Here is a 23,268-nt window from a genome sequence, read left to right on the forward strand (position 1 = left end):
CCCCGGGGCGATCCTGGTCCTGCGGGTCGTCGATCAGCCGAGCTCTTTGGCGACCTTCACCCGCTGCGCGTTCTGCTCCTTGGCGTTCGCGAGGTCGACCTTCAGGACCTTGTCGTAGCCGAGCCCGTTCGCCTTGTCCTGCAGCTCCTTCTTCAGCGACGCGAACTCGGCGTCGTCCTTGGCGAACGACATCTGCCAGGAGTACTGGATGATGATCGCCTTGAGCTGATTGCGCAGGGTCTGGATCTCGGACGCGTCGGTCGGCGTGGTGAAGCTCGCGCCGGGCGCGACCATCAGCTTCTTGTTCGACGTGAGGTAGTCCATCGTCGTCACCGCGCCGCCCATGTGCGCCGACCAGTCCTCGCTGAGCGGTGTCTTGGTCAGGTCCTGGTACGACGGCCACCCCTTGTAGCTGTACGAGTAGCCCGTGGCCGGGTCGATGTCGACCGGGAGCACCGTGGTGACGTTGAGCGCGGACGCCCCCTTGACGTACGTGCCGCCTCCCCACTCGGCAGGCACATCGGCGTCGCCGCTCAGGAAGGCCTTCTTGCCGAAGTCGGTGAGCTCCGGCTTGCCGGACGAGTTCTTGTCCCAGGTGAGCCCCTGCGGGCCGGCGGCCCCCATGGTCTGGCTGTTGTTGCTGTAGGCGCCTTCGGCCGAGTACAGCCAGTCGATGAACGCCGCGATCCGCTCCGGATCCTTCGCCTTCGATCCGATCGCGAGCACCTGCGTGCCGCCGTACGCGGGCGCGCCGTAGGAGAACACCTTCAGGTCCTTCACCGGGGCGAGCTCGAAGCCCTTGCCGGCCTGCGTGTTGGCGTCGGTGTTGTAGGCGGCCTGCCCCAGCCACGGCCACCAGGAGAACAGCACCTGGCCGTTCTTCACCTTCGCCTGCATGGTGTCGAAGTTCTGCGTCGTCGACTCGGGGTCGACGAGACCCATCGCGTTGGCCTCCTGGTAGAACTTCAGCGCACGGAAGTACTGGCCCTTGTCGTCGAGCAGACTCTGGTAGTCGGAGCCGTCGGCCTTGGCGAGGGTGAAGCCCATCTCGTCGTAGCCGTAGAACGTGGTCGGCTGCTTCGCCGTGACCATCATGTTGCCGTCCCAGTCCTTGAACAGCGAGATCGCGTAGGTCTTCTTGCCGTTCGGGGCCGTCGGCTCCGCCTCCTGCATCTTCTTCAGCACCGGGAGGAGGTCTTCGAGGGTGTTCAGCTTCGGGTAGCCGAGCTTGGCGTACAGATCCCACCGGACGAACGGACCGAAGGTCGGATCGATGCCCTCGCTGGGCTGGGTCGGCTTGAGCGAGGAGACCGAGGTCGGGAAGGCGTAGATGCCCTTCTTGCCCTGGTTCAGCTCGGTCAGCGCCGTCTTGAAGGCGTTGACGTGGGACATCGCCTGGGAGTACGGGGTGCTGTCCAGGACGAGACCGCCCTTGACCAGCTCGTCGAGCTTCTGCCCCTTGTCGGTGATGATCAGATCACCGAGGTTCCCTGCCGAGACGCGGGTGTTGTAGAGCGTGTCACCACCTCCGGCGACGTTGGGCGCGATGATGTTCAGCTTCAGGTTGAACTTCTTCTTGACCATGTCGCCGAACCAGCCGTCCTGCATTCCCATGTAGTTGGCGAGACCGTCGAACACGTCGATCGTGATCTCCTTGTCCCACTTCTTCGGGAACGAGCTGACCGACGAGGCCTGCTGTGCGCTGCCGCCCGGTGAGCAGGACGAGAGCAGCCCCGCGGTGACGAGAGCGACTGCGGCGAGCGCGATCTTCTTTCTCAGCTTCATTGCTTTCCTTTCTTGGATGCCTTGCGGATGTGCTGCGGCCGTCAGCCCTTGACGGCGCCCAGCATGATGCCCTTCACGAAGAAGCGCTGGAACAGGGGGTAGATGAAGATGATCGGCAGCACGACGATCACCGAGACGGTGATCCGGATCGACGTCGGCGTCTGGCTGGTCGCCGCCGAGATGATGCTGGTGAGGTTGCCGCCGGAGTTCTGCGCCGCCTGGGCGAGGCTGTTCGCCTGGTTGATGAACATGTAGAGCAGGTACTGCAGGGTGTACAGGCTCTGGTCTGTGACGTAGATGAGCGTGTCCTGGAAGGAGTTCCACTGCGCGACGGCGGAGAAGATCGCCACGGTGGCGAGGATCGGGGTCATGTTCGGCAGGTAGATCCGGAAGAAGATCTGCACGATGTTCGCGCCGTCCATCTCGGCCGCCTCCTGCAGCGACTCCGGCATGGCCTCGACGTAGGTCTTCACCAGGATGATGAAGAAGGGCTGCACGATGAACGGCAGCACGTAGACCCAGAAGTTGTTCGTCAGACCGAGGGTCTTCATCACGATGAACACCGGGATCAGGCCGGCGCTGAAGTACATCGTGATGATGACGGAGCGGTACCAGAACCGGCGGCCCCACATCTTGTTCTGCGAGAACATGAAGCCGAGGAAGGCCGAGGCGAGCACGGTCGCGACGGTGCCGATCACCGTGCGCCCCACGCTGACGACGGCCGCCATCGGCAGCCCGTTCAGCTGGAACACCTCCGCGTAGTTGGAGAAGTGGATCCCGAACGGGAACCATCGCACGTCTCCCAGCGCCGAGGCGTCGTTCGCGCTGATCGAGTTGATGATCAGGAAGTAGAACGGGTAGGCGCACAGGAACACCAGCAGGAGGAAGACGGTGTAGTTGATCACCGTGAAGAGGAGGTCGCCGGCGCCGCGCCGGCTCACGCCCGTGGACATGCTGCTCATCGGGGTCTCCTTCTCAGACGATCGACTGGCCGCGGACGCGCTTGGCGATCCCGTTGACGGTGAGCAGGAGCACGACCGAGATGACGCTCTTGAGCATGCCGATCGCGGTCGCCATCGACAGGCTGTTGCCGGTGATGCCGATGTTGTAGACGTACAGGTCCAGGACCTGGATGTGCTCCTTGTTGAACGCGTTCTGGAACACGTAGTACTGCTCCATGCCGTTGTTCAGCAGGTTCGCCACCGAGAGCAGCAGCAGCACCAGATACGTCGGCATCAGCTGCGGCACGGTGATGTACCGCATCAGCTGGAATCTGCCGGCGCCGTCGATCCGCGCCGACTCGTACAGCGACTGGTCGATGCCCGCGATCGCGGCGAGGTAGATGATGGCGCCCCAGCCGAGGCCCTTCCAGACGCTCCACAGCGTCATGGTGATCCAGACGTTCTGGTCCGAGTCGAGGAACTTGATCGGCTCGGTGATCAGCCCCGCATCGTTCAGCACGTTGTTGACCAGCCCCGAGCTGGAGAACAGCGAGAACGCGATCATGTAGACGAGCACCCACGAGATGAAGTTGGGCAGCGTCGTCAGCGTCTGCACCGCGTTGCGGAACCAGGGCACGCGGATCTCGTTCAGCAGGATCGCGAACCCGAGCGGCAGCACCGAGGTCGCGATCCCGAGGAAGCTGATCGCCAGCGTGTTGAGCAGCACCTGGCCGATCTGCTGCATCTGGGTCGGGGAGCTGACCAGCAGCTGGAACCACTGCAGTCCGACGAACTCGCTGCCCTGCAGGCCGAGCGCCGGGCGGTAGTCGAAGAGCGAGTAGATCCACCCGTAGAGCGGGAAGTACGAGAACAGGAACACCAGCACCAGGAACGGCACGATGCACAGGAACATCGTGAAGGAGCGCTTGCCGCCCTCCCGGGTGCGGGTCGCGCGCCGCTTCTTCCGCGGACCCTCGGCCGCCCCGGCCGTGGTCAGGGCCCTCGTCGTCACGTCGGCGGTCATCGCACGCCGCCTCTCCGCGGCGCGCCGGCTTCCGCCGTCTGCGATCGGTCCATCTCAGTCCTCCTTCTGCGAGCGCGACTGCGCCTCGACGGGCGCGTACTCCGCACGCGTGAACAGCACCTCGGTCGTCGTCGCGCGGATCCCGACCGTGCGTCCGACGAATCCGCCCGCGACCTCGGTGGAGAGGTAGCGACCGTCCCAGCGCGCGAGCTCCCGCTCGCCGTCCTCGTCGGCGATCGCGAGGACGAGATCGTCCGGACCGCCGGTCGTCGCCCGGCGCGACTCGACGATCAGCCCACGGGATCCGCCGGCCAGCGGCCGCGCATCGGCGACCGCGTGGCTCAGCTCGCCGATCCGGATCCGCGCCTCGGCACGCCCGTCGACCAGGGCGACCTCGGCCCAGTGCCGCTCGTCCATGCGCACCCGCACGGCGGCCGCATCCGAAGCCGTCGTGTGAGCGGCGAACCGCCAGTGCGCGTCGGTCGTGCGGGCGGCGAGCAGCGACGGCGCCCCGTTCGGGGCCTCGGCGGGGAGGATCCGCACGCCTGCGCCGGTCGGTCGCGCGAACTCCGCCGGAGCCAGGCCGGGCGAGATCCAGCGCGCATCGAGCGGTCCGTCGAACTCGTCGGCGAAGCCCGTGCGCGGCACCGGGAAGCGGAACCGATCCGGCACGACGGCCGGCCAGTCGTCCTCCCAGTCGACGCCAGCGAGGAACGTCTCACGACCGTTCACGTGGAACATCGGGGTCGCGCCGCGGGGGCGCACGCCCAGGTAGACCATCGCCCAGGATCCGTCCGCGAGCTCGACGATGTCGGCGTGGCCGGTGTTCTGCACCGGGAACACGGTGCTGCGGCGGGAGAAGATCGGGTTCTGCGGGTGAGGCTCGAACGGGCCGTCCGGTGAGGACGCGCGGGCGACGCTGATCGCGTGACCGCGCTCGGTGCCGCCCTCGGCGTACAGCAGGTACCAGTGCGCGCCGCGGCGGAAGACGTGCGGTCCCTCGGGATAGGCCAGGCCGCTGCCCCGCGACACGGTGCGCGGTTCATCGAGCAGCCGACCCGCCTCCAGATCCACCCGCGCCTGAGCGATGCCGGGGGCGGAGGCCATGTTCGAGCTGAAGGTGAGCCGGCACACGCCGTCGTCGTCCCAGCAGAGGTCGGGATCGATCCCGTCGACGCCCGCGATCAGGGTGCTCGGCGCCCACGGCCCTTCGATCGCCGGGGCCGAGGTGACCAGCTGACCGGGAGCACCCGACACGTTCGTGGTGATCATCCAGAAGCGGCCGTCGTGGTGGCGCAGCGTCGGGGCGTACACGCCGCCGCCGGCGTTCGCGTCGCCGCCGCGCAGATGCGGATCCCCCTCGAGGGCGTGCCCGGCCAGAGTCCAGGTGACGAGGTCGGTGCTGCGCCGGAGCGGCACTCCCGGCGTGTACTCGAACGACGAGTGCGCGAGGTAGTACTCCTCGCCGACGCGGCAGATCGTCGGATCCGGATGAAATCCGGGAACGATCGGATGCTCGGCGCCGGAGACGCTCCGCGCGGATACGACGTCATCGCGGAGTCCCGCGGTGCCAGTCGGGGGCACAGGGTCCGTCATCGGGTGTTCTCCGCTCGTCATCGGGTCGGATTCTCGGTTCGAGCGGTTCGTGTCGACCCGTCGGGAGATGTCATCGAAACGCTTCGACTAAGAGTAGGCCCGCGTCGCGTTCCGCGCAAGGCCGGATGTCGAAGCGCTTCCGCATCGGGTCGGCGAGTCCTGCCCTGAGGCCCTCCAGGGCACTAGCATGTCCCGCGTGCCTCTGACTGATCTCCCCCTCGAAGAACTCCGCTCGTTCCGCCCCGACGTCGCCTGCCCCGATGATTTCGACGAGTTCTGGGCCCGCACCCTCAGCGAGTCCCGCGCACTCGCGGCGCCTCCTGCGCTCGGGGAGGTCGACACTCCGATCTCCGAGGTCATCGTCGAGGATCTGACGTTCTCGGGATTCGGCGGCGACCCGATCCGCGGCTGGGTGACCCGGCCGCGCCGGGAGGGGCGGCTGCCCGTCGTGGTCGAGTACATCGGCTACGGCGGAGGGCGCGGCATCCCCGGCGAGCACCTCGGCTGGGCCGCGGCCGGCTACGTGCACGTCCTGATGGACACCCGCGGGCAGGGCGCGAGCTGGGGATCCGGCGGAGCCACGCCCGATCCGCATGGCTCCGACGGAGCGACGCCCGGCTACATGACCCGCGGCATCGGCAGCCCCGAGACGTACTACTACCGCCGGGTGTTCACCGATGCGGCCCTGCTGATCGACGCCGTGCAGCGGTTCGATTTCGTCGACGCCGAGCGCATCGCGGTGACCGGGGCCAGCCAGGGCGGCGGCATCAGCCTCGCCGCGGCCGCGCTCCACCCCGCCGTGCGCGCGGTGATGCCCGACGTGCCCTACCTGTGCCACTTCCGTCGGTCGGTGGAGCGCACCCCGACGCACCCGTTCCGCGAGATCGAGCGGTACCTCGCCGTGCATCGCGACCGCGTCGAGGCCGTGTTCGACACCCTGTCGTACTTCGACGGCGTCAACTTCGCCCGCAGGATCACGGCGCCCGCCCTGCTCTCGGTCGGCCTGATGGACGAGGTGGTGCTGCCCTCCAGCATCTTCGCCGCGTACAACCACCTCGCAGCGGGCGACGCCGAGATCGAGGTCTACCCGTTCAACGGCCACGAGGGCGGCCAGATCGCGCAGTGGGTGCGTCAGGCAGGGTGGCTCGCCGAACGGTTGTGACCGACCGGATCCGTCACCCCTACGGCTCACGGCGAATCTGCAGGAGACGCCCGGCGCGATCGGCATGCGCCCGCTCGACGGCGTCGCCCCGGAGCAGGGGGCCCTGTGGCTCACGCTGCCCGCCTTGTCATGGTCGGCGTTGGAGCTGGAGGTCGTGGGACTGCAGCGGCTCCGCGTGGCCTGAGCCCGACAGGAGGGAGAAGGCGGGCGCCCCCGATGGGGTGGCCGCCTTCTCTGCGCCACGCCCGACCGCGCCCCGCCAGGAGCAGTGTGTCGAAGTTGTGATCGGAGTACGTTGACGAGCCTCCCGGGTAGTGCTTAAACTCGGTTTACAACGTTGAAGTACAACGTTGTAAACCCGACCCGATCACAGCCGATCGGACTCACGAGAGGCATTCAATGAAGAAACTGCTTGCGGCGGCCGTGGTCGCCGCCGGCGTCACCGCGGCGCTGACCGGTTGCTCAGGCTCGGCCGGATCCGATTCCTCAGCGCCGGTGACGCTGACGTTCTGGCACGGTTACACCGAGGCCGACGGCAAGGTACTCGATCAGATCGTCCAGGACTTCAACAAGTCCCAGAAGGGCATCACGATCAAGACCGAGACCAAGACCTGGGCCGTCATCGGCGATACCCTGCTCCCGGCTCTGTCAGCCAAGACCGGGCCGGACATCGTCGCCATGCCCGCCGAGAATCTCCCCGTCTACGCTGGAAAGGGCGCCTTCGCGAAACTCGACGATTTCTACGCGAGCGATGCCATCAAGAGCGCTTCGCTCAACAAGAGCGCCGTCGAGATGGAGAAGGTCGACGGCTCGTACTACGGAGTCCCCACGGGCTTCGTGCCGCTCTCGGTGATCTACAACAAGGCGCTGTTCGAGAAGGCCGGCATCACCTCGTTCCCGAAGACGTGGGACGAGTGGGTCGCCGACGCGAAGAAACTCACGATCGATGCCGACGGTGATGGCACCCCCGAGCAGTATGGTCTCGCTCTCCCCGACCACGCCACGGTCGGCAACGGCGTGTGGCCGACGCTCTTCTATGGCAACGGCGGCGGGATCATCGACAGCGGCAAGTCCGTGCTCGACTCGAGTGCGAATGCGCAGACGCTCTCCTATTGGGCGACGGCGGTGAAGGACGGCAAGATCTCGCCGACCGGCCTCGACGGCGTCGCTGCCGACAAACTGTTCTCCTCCGGCAAGGCCGCGATGGAGATCGGCGGCCCCTGGATGGCGTCCGTCGCCACCGAGAACAAGATCGACTACGGCATCGCCGGGGTCCCCGCGGGCCCCAAGGCGAACGCCGTGTCGGCGATCGGCATCTCCGCTGCAGTGACGGCGCAGGCGGACGCGGCGAAGAAGGCGGCCGCGGAGAAGTTCTTCTCCTACTTCTTCACCAACGAAGTCGCGACGAAATGGTCGCTCGGATCCGGATGGCCTCCGCTGCGCACCGACATCCCGGCGTCGGCGGTCTCCTCGAACCCGGTCGTCGCGTCGCTCACCGAGCTCGCCGGTACCGCTCGCCCGCTCCTGCCCGGGGTCGCCAACAGCACCGATGTGCTCGCGGCCGTCGACGAAGCGACCCAGAAGTCGTTGACCGGCGGTGACCCCGCTGCTCTGCTCAAGACCGCCTCCGCGCAGGTGGCGCAGTCTCTCGGCAAATGACCCATCCCGGGCGGCCGCCCTCAGCGGCGGCCGCCCGGCCCACGAAGGCGATCATGACCTCTTCCACCCCCTCTCTCGCGCGCAAGCGCCCGTATCGTCCCCCGGCGCCGCTCGGCGGCCGCCCGCGCGCGACCCGGCGCAGCCCGATCGCGCTCCTGTTTCTGCTGCCCGCGCTGGTCGTGCTCATCGCGTTCGTCGGCTGGCCGATGCTGTCGGCCCTGCGGCTGTCCTTCACGAACGCGAGCGGCTTCGGCATCGAGGAGTGGGTCGGCCTCGAGAACTATGTGCGGATCTTCACAGATCCGCGCATCCTGGCGACGCTCGGCAACACCGCCGTGTACACCGTGCTGTTCACGCCGGCGGCGCTGCTCGCGGCACTCCTGCTCGCATTGCTGCTGGGCAATAGACGACTTCTCGGCCGCGGCTTCTTCCGCACCGCCTTCTTCCTGCCGTTCATCGTCTCCCTCGCCGTCGCGGCATTCGCGTGGACATACCTCTTGGACCCGCAGGTCGGCCTGCTCAACTACTGGTTGCGCTCCATGGGCATTCAACTCGGCAATGTCTTGCAGGACCCCGCTCTCGCGATGCCGACCGTCGTGCTCGTCGCGATCTGGAAGAGCTTCGGCTTCTACATGGTGATCTTCATCGCCGGTCTGCAGGAGATCCCGGAGTCGCTGTATGAGGCGGCCAAGATCGACGGCGCGGGCGCCTGGCGCCGCTTCACGAATGTCACCCTCCCCCAGCTCAGCAACACGCTCGCATTCGTCGTCACATTCGCGATGATCGCGGCGCTTCAGGCCTTCGACCAGATCTACGTGATGACTGGCGGGGGCCCCTACCGTTCGACGCAGACGGTCGTCATGGAGATCTATCAGGAGGGCTTCAAGAAGCTGGACCTCGGCGGGGCGACCGCGCTCTCGTACGTGCTGCTGGCTGCCACCCTGATCCTCAGCCTCGTGCAGTTCCGCTTCTTCGGACGGCGAGAGAAGGACACCCTCTGATGACCGCGCTCACCGCATCCTCTTCCCACGCCGCGCCCGGATCGCGACAGGGTACGGCCGCTCGCCGGCGCCGCGTCGGCCGCTCCGCGGAGCGCTGGCTGCTGTTCACGGCAGTGCTGGTACTGGCGGCGCTCGTGCTGCTGCCTGTGCTGATCATCCTGTTCACGGCGTTCAAGCCGGCTGCTGAGATCAACGCCTACCCCCCGACGCTGCTCCCGGGCACATGGACGCTCGACAACTTCACTCGCATCTTCCACGATCTGCCGTTCGGCCGCCTGTTCCTGAACAGCATGCTGTTCGCAGGCGGGGTGACGCTGTTCGCGCTCGTCTTCGACTCTCTCGCCGCGTATGCCTTGGCCCGGCTCGACTTCCGCGGCAACCGGGTACTGCTCATCGTGATCGTGGCGAGCCTGATGATTCCGTTCCAGGCGACACTCATCCCCGTCTACCAGCTGGTCGCCCAGTTGGGCTGGGTGAACACCTTCGCCGGGCTCATCATCCCGCGCGCTGCCGACGCGTTCGGGATCTTCTTCCTGCGCCAGTTCTTCATCTCCCTGCCCCGCGACCTCGACAACGCGGCACGGATCGACGGCGGCGGGGAGTTCCGGATCTTCCGCAGCATCGTGCTCCCCAACGCGGTGCCTGCGATGCTGACGCTTGCGATCTTCACGTTCGTGAACAACTGGAACGACCTGCTCTGGCCGCTCGTGTTCACGACCTCGCCCGAGATGGGAACGATCACCTCAGGGCTCACGCTGCTGACCGGCCCGAGCGGGATCATCCCCTACGGCACCATGATGGCCGGCGCGTTGATCGCGGTCCTCCCCTTGGCCGTGATGTTCCTCATCATGCAGAGACGCTTCATCGAGAGCGTCGCGACGACAGGACTCAAATGAAGATGACGCGCCCACGACGCTGGTTCGAGGACGGACGCCTGCACCTGGGCCTCGGCATCGAGGACACGTTCGTCCCGCAGAGCCGCTCCGGCGAGCGCGCGATCGACGAGTACGAGCTCACCGAGCACTACGACCGCTTCGCCGAGGATTTCGCTCTCGCGGCAAGCGTCGGCGCGACCGTGCTGCGCTGGGGCGTGCCCTGGTACCGGGTGACACCGGCCGAGGGCGTCTGGGACTGGGAGTGGACGGATCGCGCGATCGACGCGCTGCTCGCCCAGGGGCTGCGCCCGATCGTCGACCTCTTGCACTACGGGACACCGCTCTGGCTCGACGGCCAGTTCGCGAATCCCGAGTACCCGCGCCACGTCGAGGAGTACGCGCGGCGGTTCGCCGAACGCTACGGCGACCGTGTCCTCGACTACACGCCGGTCAACGAGCCGGTGATCCACGCCCTGTTCTGCGGCGAGTACGCCTATTGGCCGCCGTATCTGCGCGGTGCGGAGGGTTTCGCCCTGATCGCCGCGAACCTCGCGCGCGGCTTCGTGCGCAGCCAGCGGGCGATCGCCGAGGTCGTCGGTGATCGGGCGACGTTCGTGCACGTCGACGCCGCGATGAGCTTCGTCGGTGACGACGCCGCCCCTGAGCACCGCGCCGAAGCGGAGCGCCTGCGCCAGCAGGTGCACCTCGTAGAGGATCTGGTGACCGGACGCGTGGATCGCGATCATCCCCTCCGGGATCGGCTGTTCCCGGCCGTGACGGATGACGAGCTGGATTGGTTCCGCGCACACGCGGTGCAGCCCGATGTCATGGGCGTCAACTACTACCCGCGCCACTCGACGGAACAGTTCGAGGCGGGGGTGCATCACGGCGGCGGCTTCGCGGATCCCCGCCCCAGTGTCGACCGTGGCGTCGACGGGCTCCGCGAGGCGCTGGAGACCTTCGCACGCCGTTACCGGGTCCCGGTGATGGTCACCGAGACCTGCGTGACCGGATCCGTCGCGGAGCGCATCGCCTGGCTCGATGACTCCCTCACCCTCGTCGCGCGCATGCGGGCCGAGGGATCCGACATCGTCGGCTACGTCTGGTGGCCTCTCTTCGACATGTACGAGTGGACCTGGCGCCACACCGACGCACCCCGCGCAGACCACCTGCTGACCATGGGCCTGCACGACCTGGTCGAGTCGCCCGACGGGCTCCTGCGGGTGCCTAATCCGGTCGCAGACAGATTTCGACGGCTCGCCGCCGACGCGGCCTCGCTCTGACACCCCTCTCACCCCGCAAACGGAAGCACGAATGAACAAGGCAAGCCTCTCCCTCCGCCCCTCTGCCGTGGTCGGCACCATCGACCGCCGCCTCTACGGATCCTTCCTGGAGCACCTGGGCCGTGCCGTCTATGACGGCATCTATGAGCCCGGTCACCCGAGCGCCGACGCCGACGGATTCCGCACGGATGTGATCGAGCTGGTCAAGGAGCTCGGCGTCTCCGCCATCCGCTACCCCGGTGGCAACTTCGTCTCCGGTTTCAAGTGGGAGGACTCGGTCGGCCCGCGTGCCGAGCGCCCGCACCGCCTCGATCTGGCCTGGCACTCCACCGAGACGAACGAGATCGGCTTGCACGAGTTCCAGGACTGGCTCGACAAGGTGGGCAGCGAGCTGATGCTCGCGGTCAATCTGGGCACGCGTGGTACTACTGAAGCCCTCGAACTCCTCGAATACGCCAATCACCGCAGCGGCACGGCTCTGGCCGAGCAGCGCATCGCCAATGGCCGCGCGGAGCCGTTCGGGGTGCGGATGTGGTGTCTCGGCAACGAGATGGATGGCCCTTGGCAGGTCGGCCACAGCACTGCCGACGCCTATGGGGCGCTCGCCGCGAAGACCGCCCAGGCCATGAAGATGGTGGATCCCGATCTCGAACTGGTGGTCTGCGGATCGTCCAGTTCGGCGATGCCCACGTTCGGCGAGTGGGAGCGGGTCACGCTCACTCATGCCTACGACGACGTGGACTATATCTCGTGCCACGCGTACTACGAGAACACCGGCGACCTGGGAAGCTTCCTCGCTGCGGGCGTGGACATGGATCACTTCATCCGCAGCGTCGTCGCCACCGCCGATCACGTGAAGGCCGTGCGCGGCAGCGACAAGAGCATCAACATCTCGTTCGATGAATGGAACATCTGGTACAACACCCGGTTCGAGCAGGTCGACCGTATCGCCGGCGTGGACAACTGGCCGATCGCCCCGCGCCTGCTCGAGGATGTGTACACCGTCGCTGATGCAGTCGTGTTCGGTAGTCTGCTCATCACCCTGCTCAAGCACGCCGACCGCGTCACGAGCGCCTCACTCGCACAGCTCGTGAACGTGATCGCACCGATCATGACCGAACCCGGTGGCCCCGCCTGGCGCCAGACGACCTTCTTCCCCTTCGCGGCGACCTCGGCGCATGGCCGCGGTGTCGCACTCGACGTCGACGTGACGAGCGGCACGTATGTCACCGAGAAGTTCGGCGAGGTCGCGCTCGTCGACGCAGTGGCCACGTTTGACGCTGACGCGGGTCGGTATGCGGTCTATGCCGTGAATCGCGCCGTCGATGCTCCCACGGAGCTCACGATCGATCTGGCCGAACTCGGCGACACGGCCGATCTCGTGGTGAGCACTCGCGTGCTCAGCGACACCGATCCGAATGCGGCGAACACGCTCGACGACCCGGAACGCGTCTCGCTCACCGAGCTGCCGTCCAGGCGTGAGGGCTCAGTCCTGCGGATCACGCTCCCGGCCGTGTCTTGGGCCGAGGTCCTGATCGGCTGATCTGGGCTGCGACAGCGCGCTGACGACTCAGGCCGGGGCGGACTCTCTCTCGAGAATCCGGAAATCCGCCAGCAGAAGCCGCGGACCCGCGTCGACATCACCTGAGATGCGCTCGAGCAGGGCATGCACCGCGGTCTTCGCGATCCACTCGCGTCCGGGATCGACGGTGGTCAAGGATGGGATCGAGTACTCCGCCTCGTCCAACCCATCGAATCCGATCACCGCCACATCCTCGGGCACATGCCGACCCGCTTCCTGCAGGACGCGCATCGCCCCGAGCGCGAGCGTGTCGTTGAGTCCGAACACCGCGTCGAACTCCACGTCGCGTGCGAGGAGCTCCCGCATCGAGAGCGCACCATTGGCTCGGTGCCAGAAGGTCGTGTAACCGATCAGGTCCTCGTCGAAGGGGATCCCTGCCTCCTTCAACGCATCTCGATAGCCCTGGAGCCGCAGGGCCGCCGACCCGATGATCTCCCCCTCATGCGCGCCGACAACGGCGATCCTGCGCCTGCCGGAGGCGAGCAGATACGCGGTCGCCGCACGGGCAGCCTCCACGTTGCGCATGGTGACGTGGTCGGTGGGCCCGTCGAAGATGCGCTCTCCGAGAAGCACCATCGGAAAAGGGACCTTGAGTACTGCCGCATCCTCCTGTCCCAGGCCGAGGGGGCTGAAGATGAGTCCGTCGGTCAGCTTGAGTCGAGGACTGCGCAGGAGCTCGCGTTCACGATCCGGATCCGCGCCGGTCTGCTCCACGAGCACAGAGACGCCCGATGCCTCGGCCGCAGCGATCACGGATGCGGCGAGTTCGGCAAAGTACGCGAGGCTCAGATCTGGCAGGGCCAGCGCGATCGCCCCGGTGCGTCCGGAACGGAGGTTACGGGCGGTGAGATTCGGCGTATAGCCCAGCTCCGCGATCGCGTCCTCCACGCGCTGTTTGGTCGCAGGACGGATATGCGGATAGCCGTTGATGACGTTCGACACCGTCTTGATGGAGACACCGGCGACCCGCGCCACGTCGTGCAGCGTCGCTGCCATGTGCACCTCCCTTTCCGAACGACTCTACAACGTTGCAGAGCATCGGACCCTCGTCTGAGCACCCCACCGGATGGCATCCGCGATGCGCGGGCTCAGCTCAGCGGATCAGCCAGCAGACGCTCGAAGGCGGCGTCGGCCGCGCCGATCAGCAGGCGGTCCGCGCCGAGCGCGGCCGCGGAGATCTCCAGCCCTTCGGCCGACGCGGCGAGCGCGCGTCGGCGCACCTCGCCGTCGAAGGCCTGCGGATCGAGGTCCCGCAGGATCGCGAGGAACCCGCCCAGCACGATCATCGCCGGATTCAGCACGTTCACGGCGTTGCCGAGGGTCGCGGTCAGGATGCGGCGCTGCCGTGCAGTTTCGGCGGTCAGCGCTTCCGACGGGGACTCCGCGACAGCGGCGCGCAGTTCGGTATCGTCCGGTGCGACCAGGCCGGCCGCCTGCACGAGCCGCGCGCGGTTCACCTCGTCTTCGAGCACGCCCCCGTCCGCCCGCCGGTCTGCGGCATCCGCCACGCTCGCGGCGGTCTGCCCCCACTCCCCCGCGTAGCCGCCGACGCCGCCGATGAGCTGGCCGTGCAGGATCAGCCCGCCGCCGATGCCGCTGGCGCCGCCGTTCAGGTACACGACGTCCTCATGCTCCCGGGCAGCGCCGAACAGCCGCTCTGCGCGAGCGCCGAGCGAGGCATCGTTGCCCACCACCACGTCGATGCCCAGCGCCGTGACGAGCGGCCCCGCGATGTCGGCGTCCCGCCACTGGAGATGCGGGGCGAATCGCACCACGCCGTCCGACGCGCGCACCAGGCCGGGCACCGCGACTCCGATGCCCTCGATTCGGCACCCCGCCAGCGCGCCGCCGCGCCAGCCCGCAACGACTCCGGCGACGATCTCGACGACGGTCGCGACATCGGGCTGTTCGACGGGGACCCGCACTCGTTCGCGTACGGATCCGCCCAGCGCGACCGCCCCGATCTCGACCGCGTCGATCTCCGGATTGACGCCGATGGCGACCACGCCGGGACTCGGCGCGACCACCGGCGACGGGCGTCCCACGCGGCGCGTGGGATCGGGCTCGTGCTCCTCGACCAGTCCGGCCTGCACCAGCCGTCCGACCAGGTCCGAGACGGTCGAGCGGTTCAGCCCGGTCTCCCCCGTGATGACGGCCCGGGAGCGCGGACCCGAGTGGTGCACGAGGCGCAGCACCTCGGCGAGGTTGGTGCGCCGCACCCCCTCGACGGTCGTGGCGCGTTCGTTCATGCGGCGTCTCGCTTCCTGCACGCGGTGGGACTCCAGGCTACCGATCGCCGTGGTCCGCCTGCGCCGACACCGTCACCTGGCGGGCATCGGCCGCACCGACCTGGTGCACCTCACCCGTGAGCTGCACCGGGAGCGCCGTCGTGGCCGCGCCGGGCAGCATCCGCGGGGCGCGGGCGCGCTCATTCGAGATCGCACCTCCGGTGACCTCCGCGAGTTCGGGCACCGGAGCGGCCGCCTCGGCGTGGGCGCCCACCCACACGCGTACCTCCCCGGGTTCGACGACGCGCCGCAGGCGACGATCGCTGAACGCGAATCGCGCGGCGGGCACGTCGAAGCGCACCGTTCGGCGCTCACCCGGATCGAGCTCGACACGCGCGTAGCCCAGCAGCTGCGCCACCGGACGGGTGACGCTCGCGGCGACGTCGCGGCCGTACAGCTGCACGATCTCGGCTCCGCGTCGTGCGCCGGTGTTGGCGACCGTCACGGTCGCCGTGAAGGATCCGTTCGTCCGCGCCTCGGCGGAGACGGAGAACTCCTCGTATGCGAACGACGTGTACGACAGCCCGAATCCGAACGGCCGCAGCGGGGTCGGATCCGCTGTGGTCACCTCCGACGGACCGCCGAGGATCGGGTGCAGGTAGCTGTACGGCTGCGCACCCGAGGACCGCGGGAGACTGAGCGGCAGTCGTCCCGAGGGCGACGCCGCGCCCGTGAGCACATCCGCGATCGCCGCGCCGCCCTCCTCACCCGGGAAGAAGGCCTGCAGCACCGCGGCCGGGCACGGCGCGCTGCCGTCGAGCGCCCACTCGATCGCGTAGGGCCGGCCCGAGAGCACGACCATGACCACGGGAGTGCCGGTCGCGACGACGCGTTCGACGAGTTCGCGCTGGACGCCGGGAAGGTCCAGCGACTCCACGTCGTTGCCTTCGCCGACCGTGCCCCGCCCGAAGAGACCCGCCTGGTCGCCGACCACGACGATGGCGATCTCGGCGTCCGTGGCGGCGCGCTCGGCCTCGGCAAAGTCGGAACGGTCGCCGCCGGAGACCTCGGATCCGCGCACGTACACGATCTCGGCCCCGGGGACGGCGGCGGTCAGGGCCTCCCGCACCGTGGGGATCTCGATGCCGAGCTCGTGGTCGGGGTGGTGGGCGAGCACGTGGTTCGCGAAGGAGTAACAGCCCTGCAGCGCGTCCGAGCGATCGGCGTTGGGACCGATGAGCGCGATGTGCCGCGCGGTCGGCGCCACCGGCAGCACGCCGTCGTTCGACAGCAGCACGAGGGATTCCGCGGCCAGCCGCCGCGCGACGTCGCGGTGCCGGGGCGTGTCCAAATCGACGGTGGCCGGCGGCCCGTCCTCGAAGGCGCCCGGATCGAGCAGACCGAGCTGCTCCTTCTGGGTGAGCACCCGGATCACCGCGCGATCCAGGTACGCCTCCTCGAGCGCGCCGCTGCGCACCCGTTCGATCAGCGGCTCCAGGTAGGCGTCGCCCGAGGGCAGCTCCACGTCGATGCCCGCCCGCAGCGCGAGCTCGGCGGCTTCGCCCCGATCGGCGGCGACGGCGTGCATCACCTCGAGGAAGGCGATCGCGAAGTAGTCGGCCACCACGACGCCGTCGAAGCCGAGCCGCTCCCGGAGCACGCCGGTCAGCAGCTCCGGATCCGAGGCGACGGGCACGCCGTCGATCTCGGCGTAGCTGTTCATGACGCTGCGCACGCCGCCGTCCCGGATCGCCATCTCGAACGGCGGCAGGAACACGTCGGCGACCTCGCGCGGTCCCGCGGAGACGGGCGCGTGGTTGCGGCCGGCGCGCGATCCGGAGTAGCCGAGGAAGTGCTTCAGGGTGGCGTGCACCCCGGCGGACTGCAGCCCTCGGACGTAGGCGGTGCCCACGGTGCCGACCAGGTACGGATCCTCGCCGATGCATTCGTCGACGCGTCCCCAGCGAGGATCGCGCACCACGTCGAGCACGGGGGCGAGACCCTGGTGGATGCCGAGCAGCCGCATCGACTCCCCGATGAGCGCACCCATCTCCGCCACGAGCTCCGGGTCGAACGAGGCGCCCCAGGCCAACGGGGTCGGGAACGTCGCGGCCTTCCACGCGGCCAGCCCGGTCAGGCACTCCTCGTGCACGAGAGCGGGGATGCCCAGACGCGTCTCGCGCGTGAGCCGCCGCTGCTCCGCCCACAGCCAGGCCGCGCGCTCGACGGGCTCGACCGGCCGGGTGCCGTACACGCGGGTGTAATGGCCGATGCCGTGGCGAGTGATCCCGGCCAGCGTGTCATGGCGACCGGCGTCCGCCATCTCGTTCTGCAGGGGCGCGACGACCTCGCCGCCTTGATCGAGCCAGTACCCGACGAGCTGCGCGGCCTTCTCCTCGAGGGTCATCTGCGCCAGCAGCGCACCGACGCGCTCGGAGGCGATCGGGAACGCCGGGATATCCTCGGGCGCGGCGACGGTCTCCATGGTCGTGTCCGAAGTCATGCTCAGCCCTTCACCGCGCCGGTCAGGCCGCCGACGATGCGGCGTTCGAAGAGGCTGAAGAAGATGAGCGCGGGCAGCATCGACAGCGAGGTGTAGGCGAGCACGCGCGCGGTGTCGACCGAGTACTGCGAGGAGAAGTTCTGCACGCCGAGCGGCAGCGTGAACAGATTCGGGTCGTTGAGGATGAACAGCGGCAGCATGTAGCCGTTCCACGATCCGACGAACGCGAGGATCCCCACCGTGATGACGCCCGGGAGGCTGAGCGGGATCACCATCCGCCAGAAGAAGCCGAGGCGGGAGGCGCCGTCGATCGCCGCCGCCTCCTCGAGCTCCTTGGGGATCGCCTTCAGGAACGGCACGAGGATGACGATGGTGCCGGGCAGGGCGAACGCGATCTGCGGCACGATGATGCCGGCCAGGCTGTTCACGAGGCCCAGGTTGCGGATCAGGAGGTACAGCGGGGTGATCGCGACGGTGACCGGGAACATGAGTCCCGCCGCGAACAACGCGTACATGACCGGCTTGGCGGTGAACTCGTATCGGGCGAGCACGTACGCGGCCATCACGCCGAGCAGCACGGCGCCGACCGTCGTTCCGATCGCGACGATCGTCGAGTTCACGAGCGCGGTCCAGAACTCCGATCCGGCGAGCACCTCGGAGTAGTTCGTGAAGCGCCAGGGATCCGGGAAGCCGGACGGATCATTCGTGATCTGCGAGTTCGTGCGGAAGCCCCCGATGATGATGTAGAGCACCGGAGTGATGCAGATCGTCACGAGCACGATCGCGATCAGGTACAGTCCAGGGCTTCCCCACGGGGCCTTCGGCGAGCGACGTGCACCCCTGCGAGAGCGCGGCTGGACCACCGCGGTGGTGCGGAGGGTGTCGGTGGTCATCTGCGTCCCTTTCCGCTGTCGCCCGTCAGCGCGCCGTCGGTGTCGCGCCGCAGCACGAACCGCTGGTAGATCAGGGCGACGACGAGGGTGATCAGGAAGAGCATCACGGCGACCGCGTTTCCGAAGCCGTAGCTGCCGGCGAGATGCCCGTTCTGGTACATGTAGGTCGCCATCGTCGAGGTGCCCGCGGTCGCGGAGATGTACTGCCCCCAGATGATGTTGACCAGGTCGAAGAGCTGCAGCGCGCCGATGATGGACAGGAACGCCCAGATCCGGATCGTCGGCCCGAGCAGCGGCACGGTGATGTTCCACTGGATCTTCCAGAACCCGGCGCCGTCGATCGCCGCGGCCTCGAAGAGCTCCTCCGGGATGGACTGCATCCCGGCGAGCATGAGGATGACCGCGAAGCCGATGTACTTCCAGGTGATGATGAGCATCAGCGTCCACAGAGCGAGCTTCGGATCCGCGAGCCAGGAGTGCTGCAGGAACCCGAGTCCCAGCTTTCCGAGCAGCGAGTTCACGGCGCCGGCGTCCTGCATCATCAGGTTCCACCCCGTGCCCACGATGACCTCGGAGATGACGTACGGCACGAAGATCAGCACGCGGATCAGCGACCGCCCGCGGAACTTCTGGTTCAGCAGCAGGGCGAACAGGATCGCGATCGGGCCCTGCAGCACGAGCGAGAGCACGACGATCGCGAAGTTGTGCACGACCGCGTCGCGGAACGTGTGGTCCTGCCACATGTGGACGTAGTTGTCGAGGCCGACGAACTGCGACGGCCAGCCGAACCCGTTCCACTTGAAGAAGCCGTAGACGGATGCCATCGCCACGGGGAGGATGACGAATCCGACGAACATCAACAGGGCGGGTCCGGAGAGCAGCGCGATCTCGCCGCGCTTGCGCCAGTCGGCGCGGGCCCGCCGCACCGGAGCCGGGGAGATCCCGGTCCCGGTGCGACGGTCGCTCTCAGGCACGGCCTCGGCCATCACCGGGGTGCCAGTCATCGCTCTTGCTCAGCCCCGTGCCGCGGCATCGGTGATCTTCTGGAGGAGGGTCTTCGGATCGCCCTGCCCCGCGAGCATCTCGACCACTCCGGTGTTCAGCGCGTTGCCGACGTTCTGTCCCAGCGCGGTGTCGAGCCAGAGCGCCACGTAGGGCGCCGTGCCATACGACTCCATGAGGGGCTTCAGCGACGCGTTGTCGACCGCGCCCTTGGCGTCCTGGCTGGCCGGGATGGTCTGGAAGGCCACGGCGTACTTCTCCTGCCATTCCTTGGACGAGACGAAGTTGAGGAACTTCTCGCAGGAGGAGGGAGACTTCTCGGAGCAGGAGTAGCCGTCGACGCCGCCCATCATCGCGCCCGGCTCGCCCTTGCCACCGGAGACCTCGGGGAACGGGAACCAGTCCAGATCCGCCAGCGGCTTCTGGTCCGGGGTCAGGCTGGCGATCACGCCCGGATCCCAGGCGCCCATGAGTTCCATCGCCGCCTTGTGGTTGGCGACCAGGCCGGCCGACGAGTTGGCGCCCTGCTGCGCCGACGTGGTGAGGAAGCCCTCGTTGAAGGGCTCGACCTGCGCGAACTTCTGCAGGTTGTTCGCCGCGGTCAGCCAGCAGCCGTCCTTGAAGTCCTTCTTCGTGGCGAGGTTGGTGATGAGGTCCTTGCCGCAGGCGCGCACCGCGAAGAAGTAGTACCAGTGCGCGGCCGGCCAGGCGTCCTTCGCCCCCAGGGCGATCGGGGCGATGCCGGCCGCCTTGAGCTTGGTGATGTCGGCCTCGAGGTCGTCCAGGGTCTTCGGGGTCTCGGTGATGCCGGCCTTGGCGAACAGGTCCTTGCTGTAGAAGATGCCGCCCGGCAGCACCGCGGTGGGGACGCCGTAGATCTTGCCGTCGACCGTGAAGGCGCTGAAGGCCGCGTCGCCGATCGCCTTCTTGACGTCGGGGTCGATCTTGTCCATCAGGTCCTTGACCTTGCCGGCGGCCACGACGTCGGCGAGCTTGCTGCCGCCGCGGGCCATGAAGATGTCGGGCATGTCACCCGAGTTGACGGCGGTCTGCAGCTTGCCGTCCATGTCCTCGTTCTGGATCGAGGTGACCTTGATCGTCACGTCGGGGTTGGCCTTGTGGAACGCTTCGGCCGCGTCGGTCCAGAACTTCTTGCCGTCGCCCGTGGTCGAGTTCTGCCATACGGTCAGCGTCTGCTTGCCGCCGCTGTCGCCACCACCGGAGCCTGCGGAGCAACCGGTGAGGGCGACTGCTCCCACGGCTGCGAACGTCACGGCGGCGGTCAGCACCTTGCGGATCTTCATGCTGTGTTTCTCCTCATCGTCGAGTGTCAGCACCGAGCCGGTCGATTTGTTGCCGACTACAGCGAATCTGCTGTCGGCCCACCCTGACATCTCGGAAGTGCGCATGTCAACCGATATCGATAACGTTTTCGCTCGCTAGATTGGAGCAATGAACCGTCGCCTCACGATCCACGATGTCGCTCGGGCCGCCGGCGTCTCGGTCGCCACCGTCTCGAAGGCGATCAATGGCCGCGACGGAGTCTCCCCCTCGACGCTCGAGCACGTGCAGGAGGTGGTCGCGCAGCTCGGATACGAGAGCTCTCTGGTCGCGACGTCCATGCGGCGGCGCAGGACGGACGTCATCGGCGTGCTCGTGGCCGAGTTCGAGCCGTTCGCCGTGCAGCTGCTGCAGGGCGTGTCCGCAGCACTCCAGGGCACCCGCTTCGACGTGCTGGCCTATGCCGGGAGCGTGTCCGCCGGCGAGCATCTCGGCTGGGAGCGTCGCTCGCTGTCCCGCCTGGGCGGCACGCTCATCGACGGCGCGATCCTGGTCACGCCGACGACGACACCCGCGGAGGCCACCGTGCCGCTCGTCGCGATCGACCCTCACGCAGGCCCGGACGGTCCGGCGTCCGTCAGCGTCCGCAACGCGGAGGGTGCCCTCGCCGTGACCACGCACCTGATCGCATTGGGGCACCGCCGGATCGCGCACCTGCGCGGACGGACCGACCTCGAGTCCGCGCATCAGCGCGAGGAGGGGTACCGCCGCGCCCTCGAGGCCGCCGGCATCGCATTCGACCCCGCACTCGTCGTCGACGGCGGCTATCGGGCGGCCACCTCGACCGCTGGCGCGCACGCACTGCTCGACCTGGCCGTGCCGCCGACGGCGGTGTTCGCCGCGAACGACCTCTCCGGCATCGAGATGATCCGCGTCGCGACCGAGCGGGGCCTGCGGATCCCCGAGGACCTGTCCGTCGTGGGCTTCGACGACGTTCCCGAGGCCGCCGCGCACGTGCCCCAGCTCACGACGGTGCGCCAGCCGCTCGCCGCGATGGGCGCCGAAGCCGTGCGCCTGCTGCTGGCGATGCTCGAGGGCGGACCGCTGGAGCACGTGCGCATGCCCGCCGAGCTCATCGTGCGCGCCTCCACGACTCCCCCTCGACGCTGACATCGCATCGCGCCGGGACGTTGCGGCGACTCGATCTCGCTGATATGTTTGCCGCTACAACATTTCACCGAGGTCGCTGAAGGCGGTTCCCATGTCACTCACCCCCACCCGCGAGGACAAGTTCTCGTTCGGCCTGTGGACCGTCGGCTACAACGGCGCCGACCCGTTCGGCGGCCCGACCCGTCCGCCGCTCGATGTCGTGCATGCGGTCGAGAAGCTCGCCGAGCTCGGCGCCTACGGGCTCACCTTCCACGACGACGACCTGTTCGCGTTCGGATCCACCGACGCCGAGCGCCAGACCCAGATCGACCGCCTCAAGGGCGCCCTGGCCGACACCGGGCTGATCGTGCCGATGGTCACCACCAACCTGTTCAGCGCGCCGATCTTCAAGGACGGCGGCTTCACCTCGAACGACCGCGATGTGCGCCGCTTCGCCCTGCGCAAGGTGCTCCGCCAGCTCGACCTCGGCGCCGAGCTCGGCGCGAAGACGTTCGTGATGTGGGGCGGGCGCGAAGGCGCCGAATACGACTCCGCGAAGGACATCCGCTCCGCCCTCGAGCGCTACAGGGAGGCCGTGAACCTGCTCGGCGACTATGTGACCGACAAGGGCTACGACATCCGCTTCGCGATCGAGCCGAAGCCCAACGAGCCGCGCGGCGACATCCTGCTGCCCACCCTCGGCCACGCGATCGCCTTCATCGACTCGCTCGAGCGCCCCGAGCTCGTCGGCGTGAACCCCGAGGTCGGGCACGAGCAGATGGCGGGCCTGAACTTCGCCGCCGGCATCGCCCAGGCGCTGTTCCACGGCAAGCTGTTCCACATCGACCTGAACGGGCAGCGCGGCATCAAGTACGACCAGGACCTCGTCTTCGGACACGGCGACCTGCACAACGCGTTCGCCCTCGTCGACCTGCTCGAGAACGGCGGCCCGGGAGGCGTTCCGGCCTACGACGGTCCGCGCCACTTCGACTACAAGCCCAGCCGCACCGAGGACGAGACCGGCGTGTGGGACTCCGCGGCCGCGAACATGCGCACCTACCTGCTGCTGAAGGAGCGCGCCGCCGCGTTCCGCGCCGACCCCGAGGTGCAGGAGGCCCTGGCCGCCGCCCGCGTGGACGAGCTGTCCGCCCCCACGCTGAACCCGGGCGAGAGCTACGACGACCTCCTCGCCGATCGCTCGGCGTACGAGGACTTCGATCCCTCCCCGTACTTCGGCGGCAAGGGCTTCGGCTTCGTGCGCCTGCAGCAGCTCGCCACCGAGCACCTCCTGGGCGCCCGCTGAG

The 23,268-nt window shown here is 68.1% G+C and carries 18 protein-coding genes; 8 read left to right on the top strand and 10 right to left on the bottom strand.

The window, feature by feature from the left end; translation table 11 throughout:
- Window positions 1-33: 33 nt before the first annotated feature.
- Genes ABD882_RS13730 through ABD882_RS13745 form a run of 4 tightly spaced genes read right to left on the bottom strand, consistent with a single transcriptional unit; the run spans window position 34 to window position 5,346 of the window.
- Window positions 34-1,785, bottom strand: a complete 1,752-nt coding sequence (locus tag ABD882_RS13730; RefSeq protein ID WP_345187849.1) for a type 2 periplasmic-binding domain-containing protein — start codon at window positions 1,783-1,785, stop codon at window positions 34-36.
- Between the two features lie 41 nt (window positions 1,786-1,826).
- Complete coding sequence (locus ABD882_RS13735; protein WP_345187851.1) at window positions 1,827-2,747, bottom strand: carbohydrate ABC transporter permease; 921 nt, start codon at window positions 2,745-2,747, stop codon at window positions 1,827-1,829.
- Window positions 2,748-2,760: 13 nt separating this feature from the next.
- Window positions 2,761-3,750: an ABC transporter permease gene (locus tag ABD882_RS13740; RefSeq protein WP_345187853.1), complete on the bottom strand. Its 990-nt coding sequence runs from the start codon at window positions 3,748-3,750 to the stop codon at window positions 2,761-2,763.
- A 54-nt stretch (window positions 3,751-3,804) separates the two neighbouring features.
- Complete coding sequence (locus ABD882_RS13745) at window positions 3,805-5,346, bottom strand: glycoside hydrolase family 43 protein (protein WP_345187854.1); 1,542 nt, start codon at window positions 5,344-5,346, stop codon at window positions 3,805-3,807.
- A gap of 196 nt (window positions 5,347-5,542) precedes the next feature.
- Between ABD882_RS13745 and ABD882_RS13750 the strand changes: the two genes are divergently transcribed.
- The 6 genes from ABD882_RS13750 to arfA all read left to right on the top strand — a co-directional run bounded on the left by ABD882_RS13750 (window position 5,543) and on the right by arfA (window position 12,869).
- Window positions 5,543-6,508: an acetylxylan esterase gene (locus tag ABD882_RS13750; RefSeq protein ID WP_345187855.1), complete on the top strand. Its 966-nt coding sequence runs from the start codon at window positions 5,543-5,545 to the stop codon at window positions 6,506-6,508.
- A gap of 399 nt (window positions 6,509-6,907) precedes the next feature.
- Window positions 6,908-8,167 carry an ABC transporter substrate-binding protein gene (locus tag ABD882_RS13755; RefSeq protein ID WP_345187858.1) on the top strand — a complete coding sequence of 420 codons (1,260 nt, stop codon included), beginning with the start codon at window positions 6,908-6,910 and terminating at the stop codon, window positions 8,165-8,167.
- 53 nt (window positions 8,168-8,220) lie between these two features.
- Window positions 8,221-9,168 carry a carbohydrate ABC transporter permease gene (locus ABD882_RS13760; RefSeq protein ID WP_345187860.1) on the top strand — a complete coding sequence of 316 codons (948 nt, stop codon included), beginning with the start codon at window positions 8,221-8,223 and terminating at the stop codon, window positions 9,166-9,168.
- Window positions 9,168-10,064, top strand: coding sequence for a carbohydrate ABC transporter permease (locus ABD882_RS13765; protein WP_345187861.1), 897 nt, complete (start codon window positions 9,168-9,170; stop codon window positions 10,062-10,064). Before ABD882_RS13760 ends, ABD882_RS13765 begins: the two co-directional genes overlap by 1 nt.
- Window positions 10,061-11,326 carry a family 1 glycosylhydrolase gene (locus tag ABD882_RS13770; RefSeq protein WP_345187863.1) on the top strand — a complete coding sequence of 422 codons (1,266 nt, stop codon included), beginning with the start codon at window positions 10,061-10,063 and terminating at the stop codon, window positions 11,324-11,326. Before ABD882_RS13765 ends, ABD882_RS13770 begins: the two co-directional genes overlap by 4 nt.
- Before the next feature lie 31 nt (window positions 11,327-11,357).
- On the top strand, window positions 11,358-12,869 hold the full coding sequence (gene arfA / locus ABD882_RS13775; protein ID WP_345187865.1) for an arabinosylfuranosidase ArfA: 1,512 nt from the start codon (window positions 11,358-11,360) through the stop codon (window positions 12,867-12,869).
- Window positions 12,870-12,896: 27 nt separating this feature from the next.
- Here arfA and ABD882_RS13780 read toward each other — a convergent pair whose 3' ends face one another.
- The 6 genes from ABD882_RS13780 to ABD882_RS13805 form a co-directional block, all read right to left on the bottom strand.
- Window positions 12,897-13,904, bottom strand: a complete 1,008-nt coding sequence (locus tag ABD882_RS13780) for a LacI family DNA-binding transcriptional regulator (protein WP_345187867.1) — start codon at window positions 13,902-13,904, stop codon at window positions 12,897-12,899.
- 92 nt (window positions 13,905-13,996) lie between these two features.
- Window positions 13,997-15,157 (bottom strand): ROK family transcriptional regulator, encoded by a 1,161-nt coding sequence (locus tag ABD882_RS13785; protein ID WP_345187869.1) that lies wholly within the window; start codon window positions 15,155-15,157, stop codon window positions 13,997-13,999.
- A 37-nt stretch (window positions 15,158-15,194) separates the two neighbouring features.
- Window positions 15,195-17,639 (bottom strand): beta-xylosidase/alpha-l-arabinosidase, encoded by a 2,445-nt coding sequence (locus tag ABD882_RS13790; protein WP_425563371.1) that lies wholly within the window; start codon window positions 17,637-17,639, stop codon window positions 15,195-15,197.
- 2 nt (window positions 17,640-17,641) lie between these two features.
- Window positions 17,642-18,532: a carbohydrate ABC transporter permease gene (locus ABD882_RS13795; RefSeq protein ID WP_345187870.1), complete on the bottom strand. Its 891-nt coding sequence runs from the start codon at window positions 18,530-18,532 to the stop codon at window positions 17,642-17,644.
- On the bottom strand, window positions 18,529-19,518 hold the full coding sequence (locus ABD882_RS13800; protein WP_345188015.1) for a carbohydrate ABC transporter permease: 990 nt from the start codon (window positions 19,516-19,518) through the stop codon (window positions 18,529-18,531). Before ABD882_RS13800 ends, ABD882_RS13795 begins: the two co-directional genes overlap by 4 nt.
- A gap of 27 nt (window positions 19,519-19,545) precedes the next feature.
- Window positions 19,546-20,838, bottom strand: a complete 1,293-nt coding sequence (locus ABD882_RS13805; RefSeq protein WP_345187872.1) for an extracellular solute-binding protein — start codon at window positions 20,836-20,838, stop codon at window positions 19,546-19,548.
- 148 nt (window positions 20,839-20,986) lie between these two features.
- Between ABD882_RS13805 and ABD882_RS13810 the strand changes: the two genes are divergently transcribed.
- Together ABD882_RS13810 and xylA are read left to right on the top strand one after the other, a co-directional pair.
- On the top strand, window positions 20,987-21,985 hold the full coding sequence (locus ABD882_RS13810; RefSeq protein ID WP_345187874.1) for a LacI family DNA-binding transcriptional regulator: 999 nt from the start codon (window positions 20,987-20,989) through the stop codon (window positions 21,983-21,985).
- Between the two features lie 91 nt (window positions 21,986-22,076).
- Window positions 22,077-23,267: a xylose isomerase gene (xylA, locus tag ABD882_RS13815; RefSeq protein ID WP_345187876.1), complete on the top strand. Its 1,191-nt coding sequence runs from the start codon at window positions 22,077-22,079 to the stop codon at window positions 23,265-23,267.
- The last annotated feature ends 1 nt before the right edge of the window (window position 23,268 follow it).

This window comes from Microbacterium panaciterrae, from assembly GCF_039541635.1.
GTDB lineage: Bacteria > Actinomycetota > Actinomycetes > Actinomycetales > Microbacteriaceae > Microbacterium > Microbacterium panaciterrae.

What these genes read in the sequence shown, in the direction of transcription:
- ABD882_RS13770 (WP_345187863.1), top strand. Translation starts at nt 10,061, where the DNA reads ATGAAGATGACGCGCCCACGACGCTGGTTCGAGGACGGACGCCTGCAC.
- ABD882_RS13740 (WP_345187853.1), bottom strand. Translation starts at nt 3,750, where the DNA reads ATGACCGCCGACGTGACGACGAGGGCCCTGACCACGGCCGGGGCGGCC.
- arfA (WP_345187865.1), top strand. Translation starts at nt 11,358, where the DNA reads ATGAACAAGGCAAGCCTCTCCCTCCGCCCCTCTGCCGTGGTCGGCACC.
- ABD882_RS13735 (WP_345187851.1), bottom strand. Translation starts at nt 2,747, where the DNA reads ATGAGCAGCATGTCCACGGGCGTGAGCCGGCGCGGCGCCGGCGACCTC.
- ABD882_RS13805 (WP_345187872.1), bottom strand. Translation starts at nt 20,838, where the DNA reads ATGAAGATCCGCAAGGTGCTGACCGCCGCCGTGACGTTCGCAGCCGTG.
- ABD882_RS13760 (WP_345187860.1), top strand. Translation starts at nt 8,221, where the DNA reads ATGACCTCTTCCACCCCCTCTCTCGCGCGCAAGCGCCCGTATCGTCCC.
- ABD882_RS13810 (WP_345187874.1), top strand. Translation starts at nt 20,987, where the DNA reads ATGAACCGTCGCCTCACGATCCACGATGTCGCTCGGGCCGCCGGCGTC.
- ABD882_RS13780 (WP_345187867.1), bottom strand. Translation starts at nt 13,904, where the DNA reads ATGGCAGCGACGCTGCACGACGTGGCGCGGGTCGCCGGTGTCTCCATC.
- ABD882_RS13785 (WP_345187869.1), bottom strand. Translation starts at nt 15,157, where the DNA reads ATGAACGAACGCGCCACGACCGTCGAGGGGGTGCGGCGCACCAACCTC.
- ABD882_RS13795 (WP_345187870.1), bottom strand. Translation starts at nt 18,532, where the DNA reads ATGACCACCGACACCCTCCGCACCACCGCGGTGGTCCAGCCGCGCTCT.
- ABD882_RS13745 (WP_345187854.1), bottom strand. Translation starts at nt 5,346, where the DNA reads ATGACGGACCCTGTGCCCCCGACTGGCACCGCGGGACTCCGCGATGAC.
- ABD882_RS13790 (WP_425563371.1), bottom strand. Translation starts at nt 17,639, where the DNA reads ATGACTTCGGACACGACCATGGAGACCGTCGCCGCGCCCGAGGATATC.
- ABD882_RS13800 (WP_345188015.1), bottom strand. Translation starts at nt 19,518, where the DNA reads ATGGCCGAGGCCGTGCCTGAGAGCGACCGTCGCACCGGGACCGGGATC.
- ABD882_RS13730 (WP_345187849.1), bottom strand. Translation starts at nt 1,785, where the DNA reads ATGAAGCTGAGAAAGAAGATCGCGCTCGCCGCAGTCGCTCTCGTCACC.
- ABD882_RS13755 (WP_345187858.1), top strand. Translation starts at nt 6,908, where the DNA reads ATGAAGAAACTGCTTGCGGCGGCCGTGGTCGCCGCCGGCGTCACCGCG.
- ABD882_RS13765 (WP_345187861.1), top strand. Translation starts at nt 9,168, where the DNA reads ATGACCGCGCTCACCGCATCCTCTTCCCACGCCGCGCCCGGATCGCGA.
- xylA (WP_345187876.1), top strand. Translation starts at nt 22,077, where the DNA reads ATGTCACTCACCCCCACCCGCGAGGACAAGTTCTCGTTCGGCCTGTGG.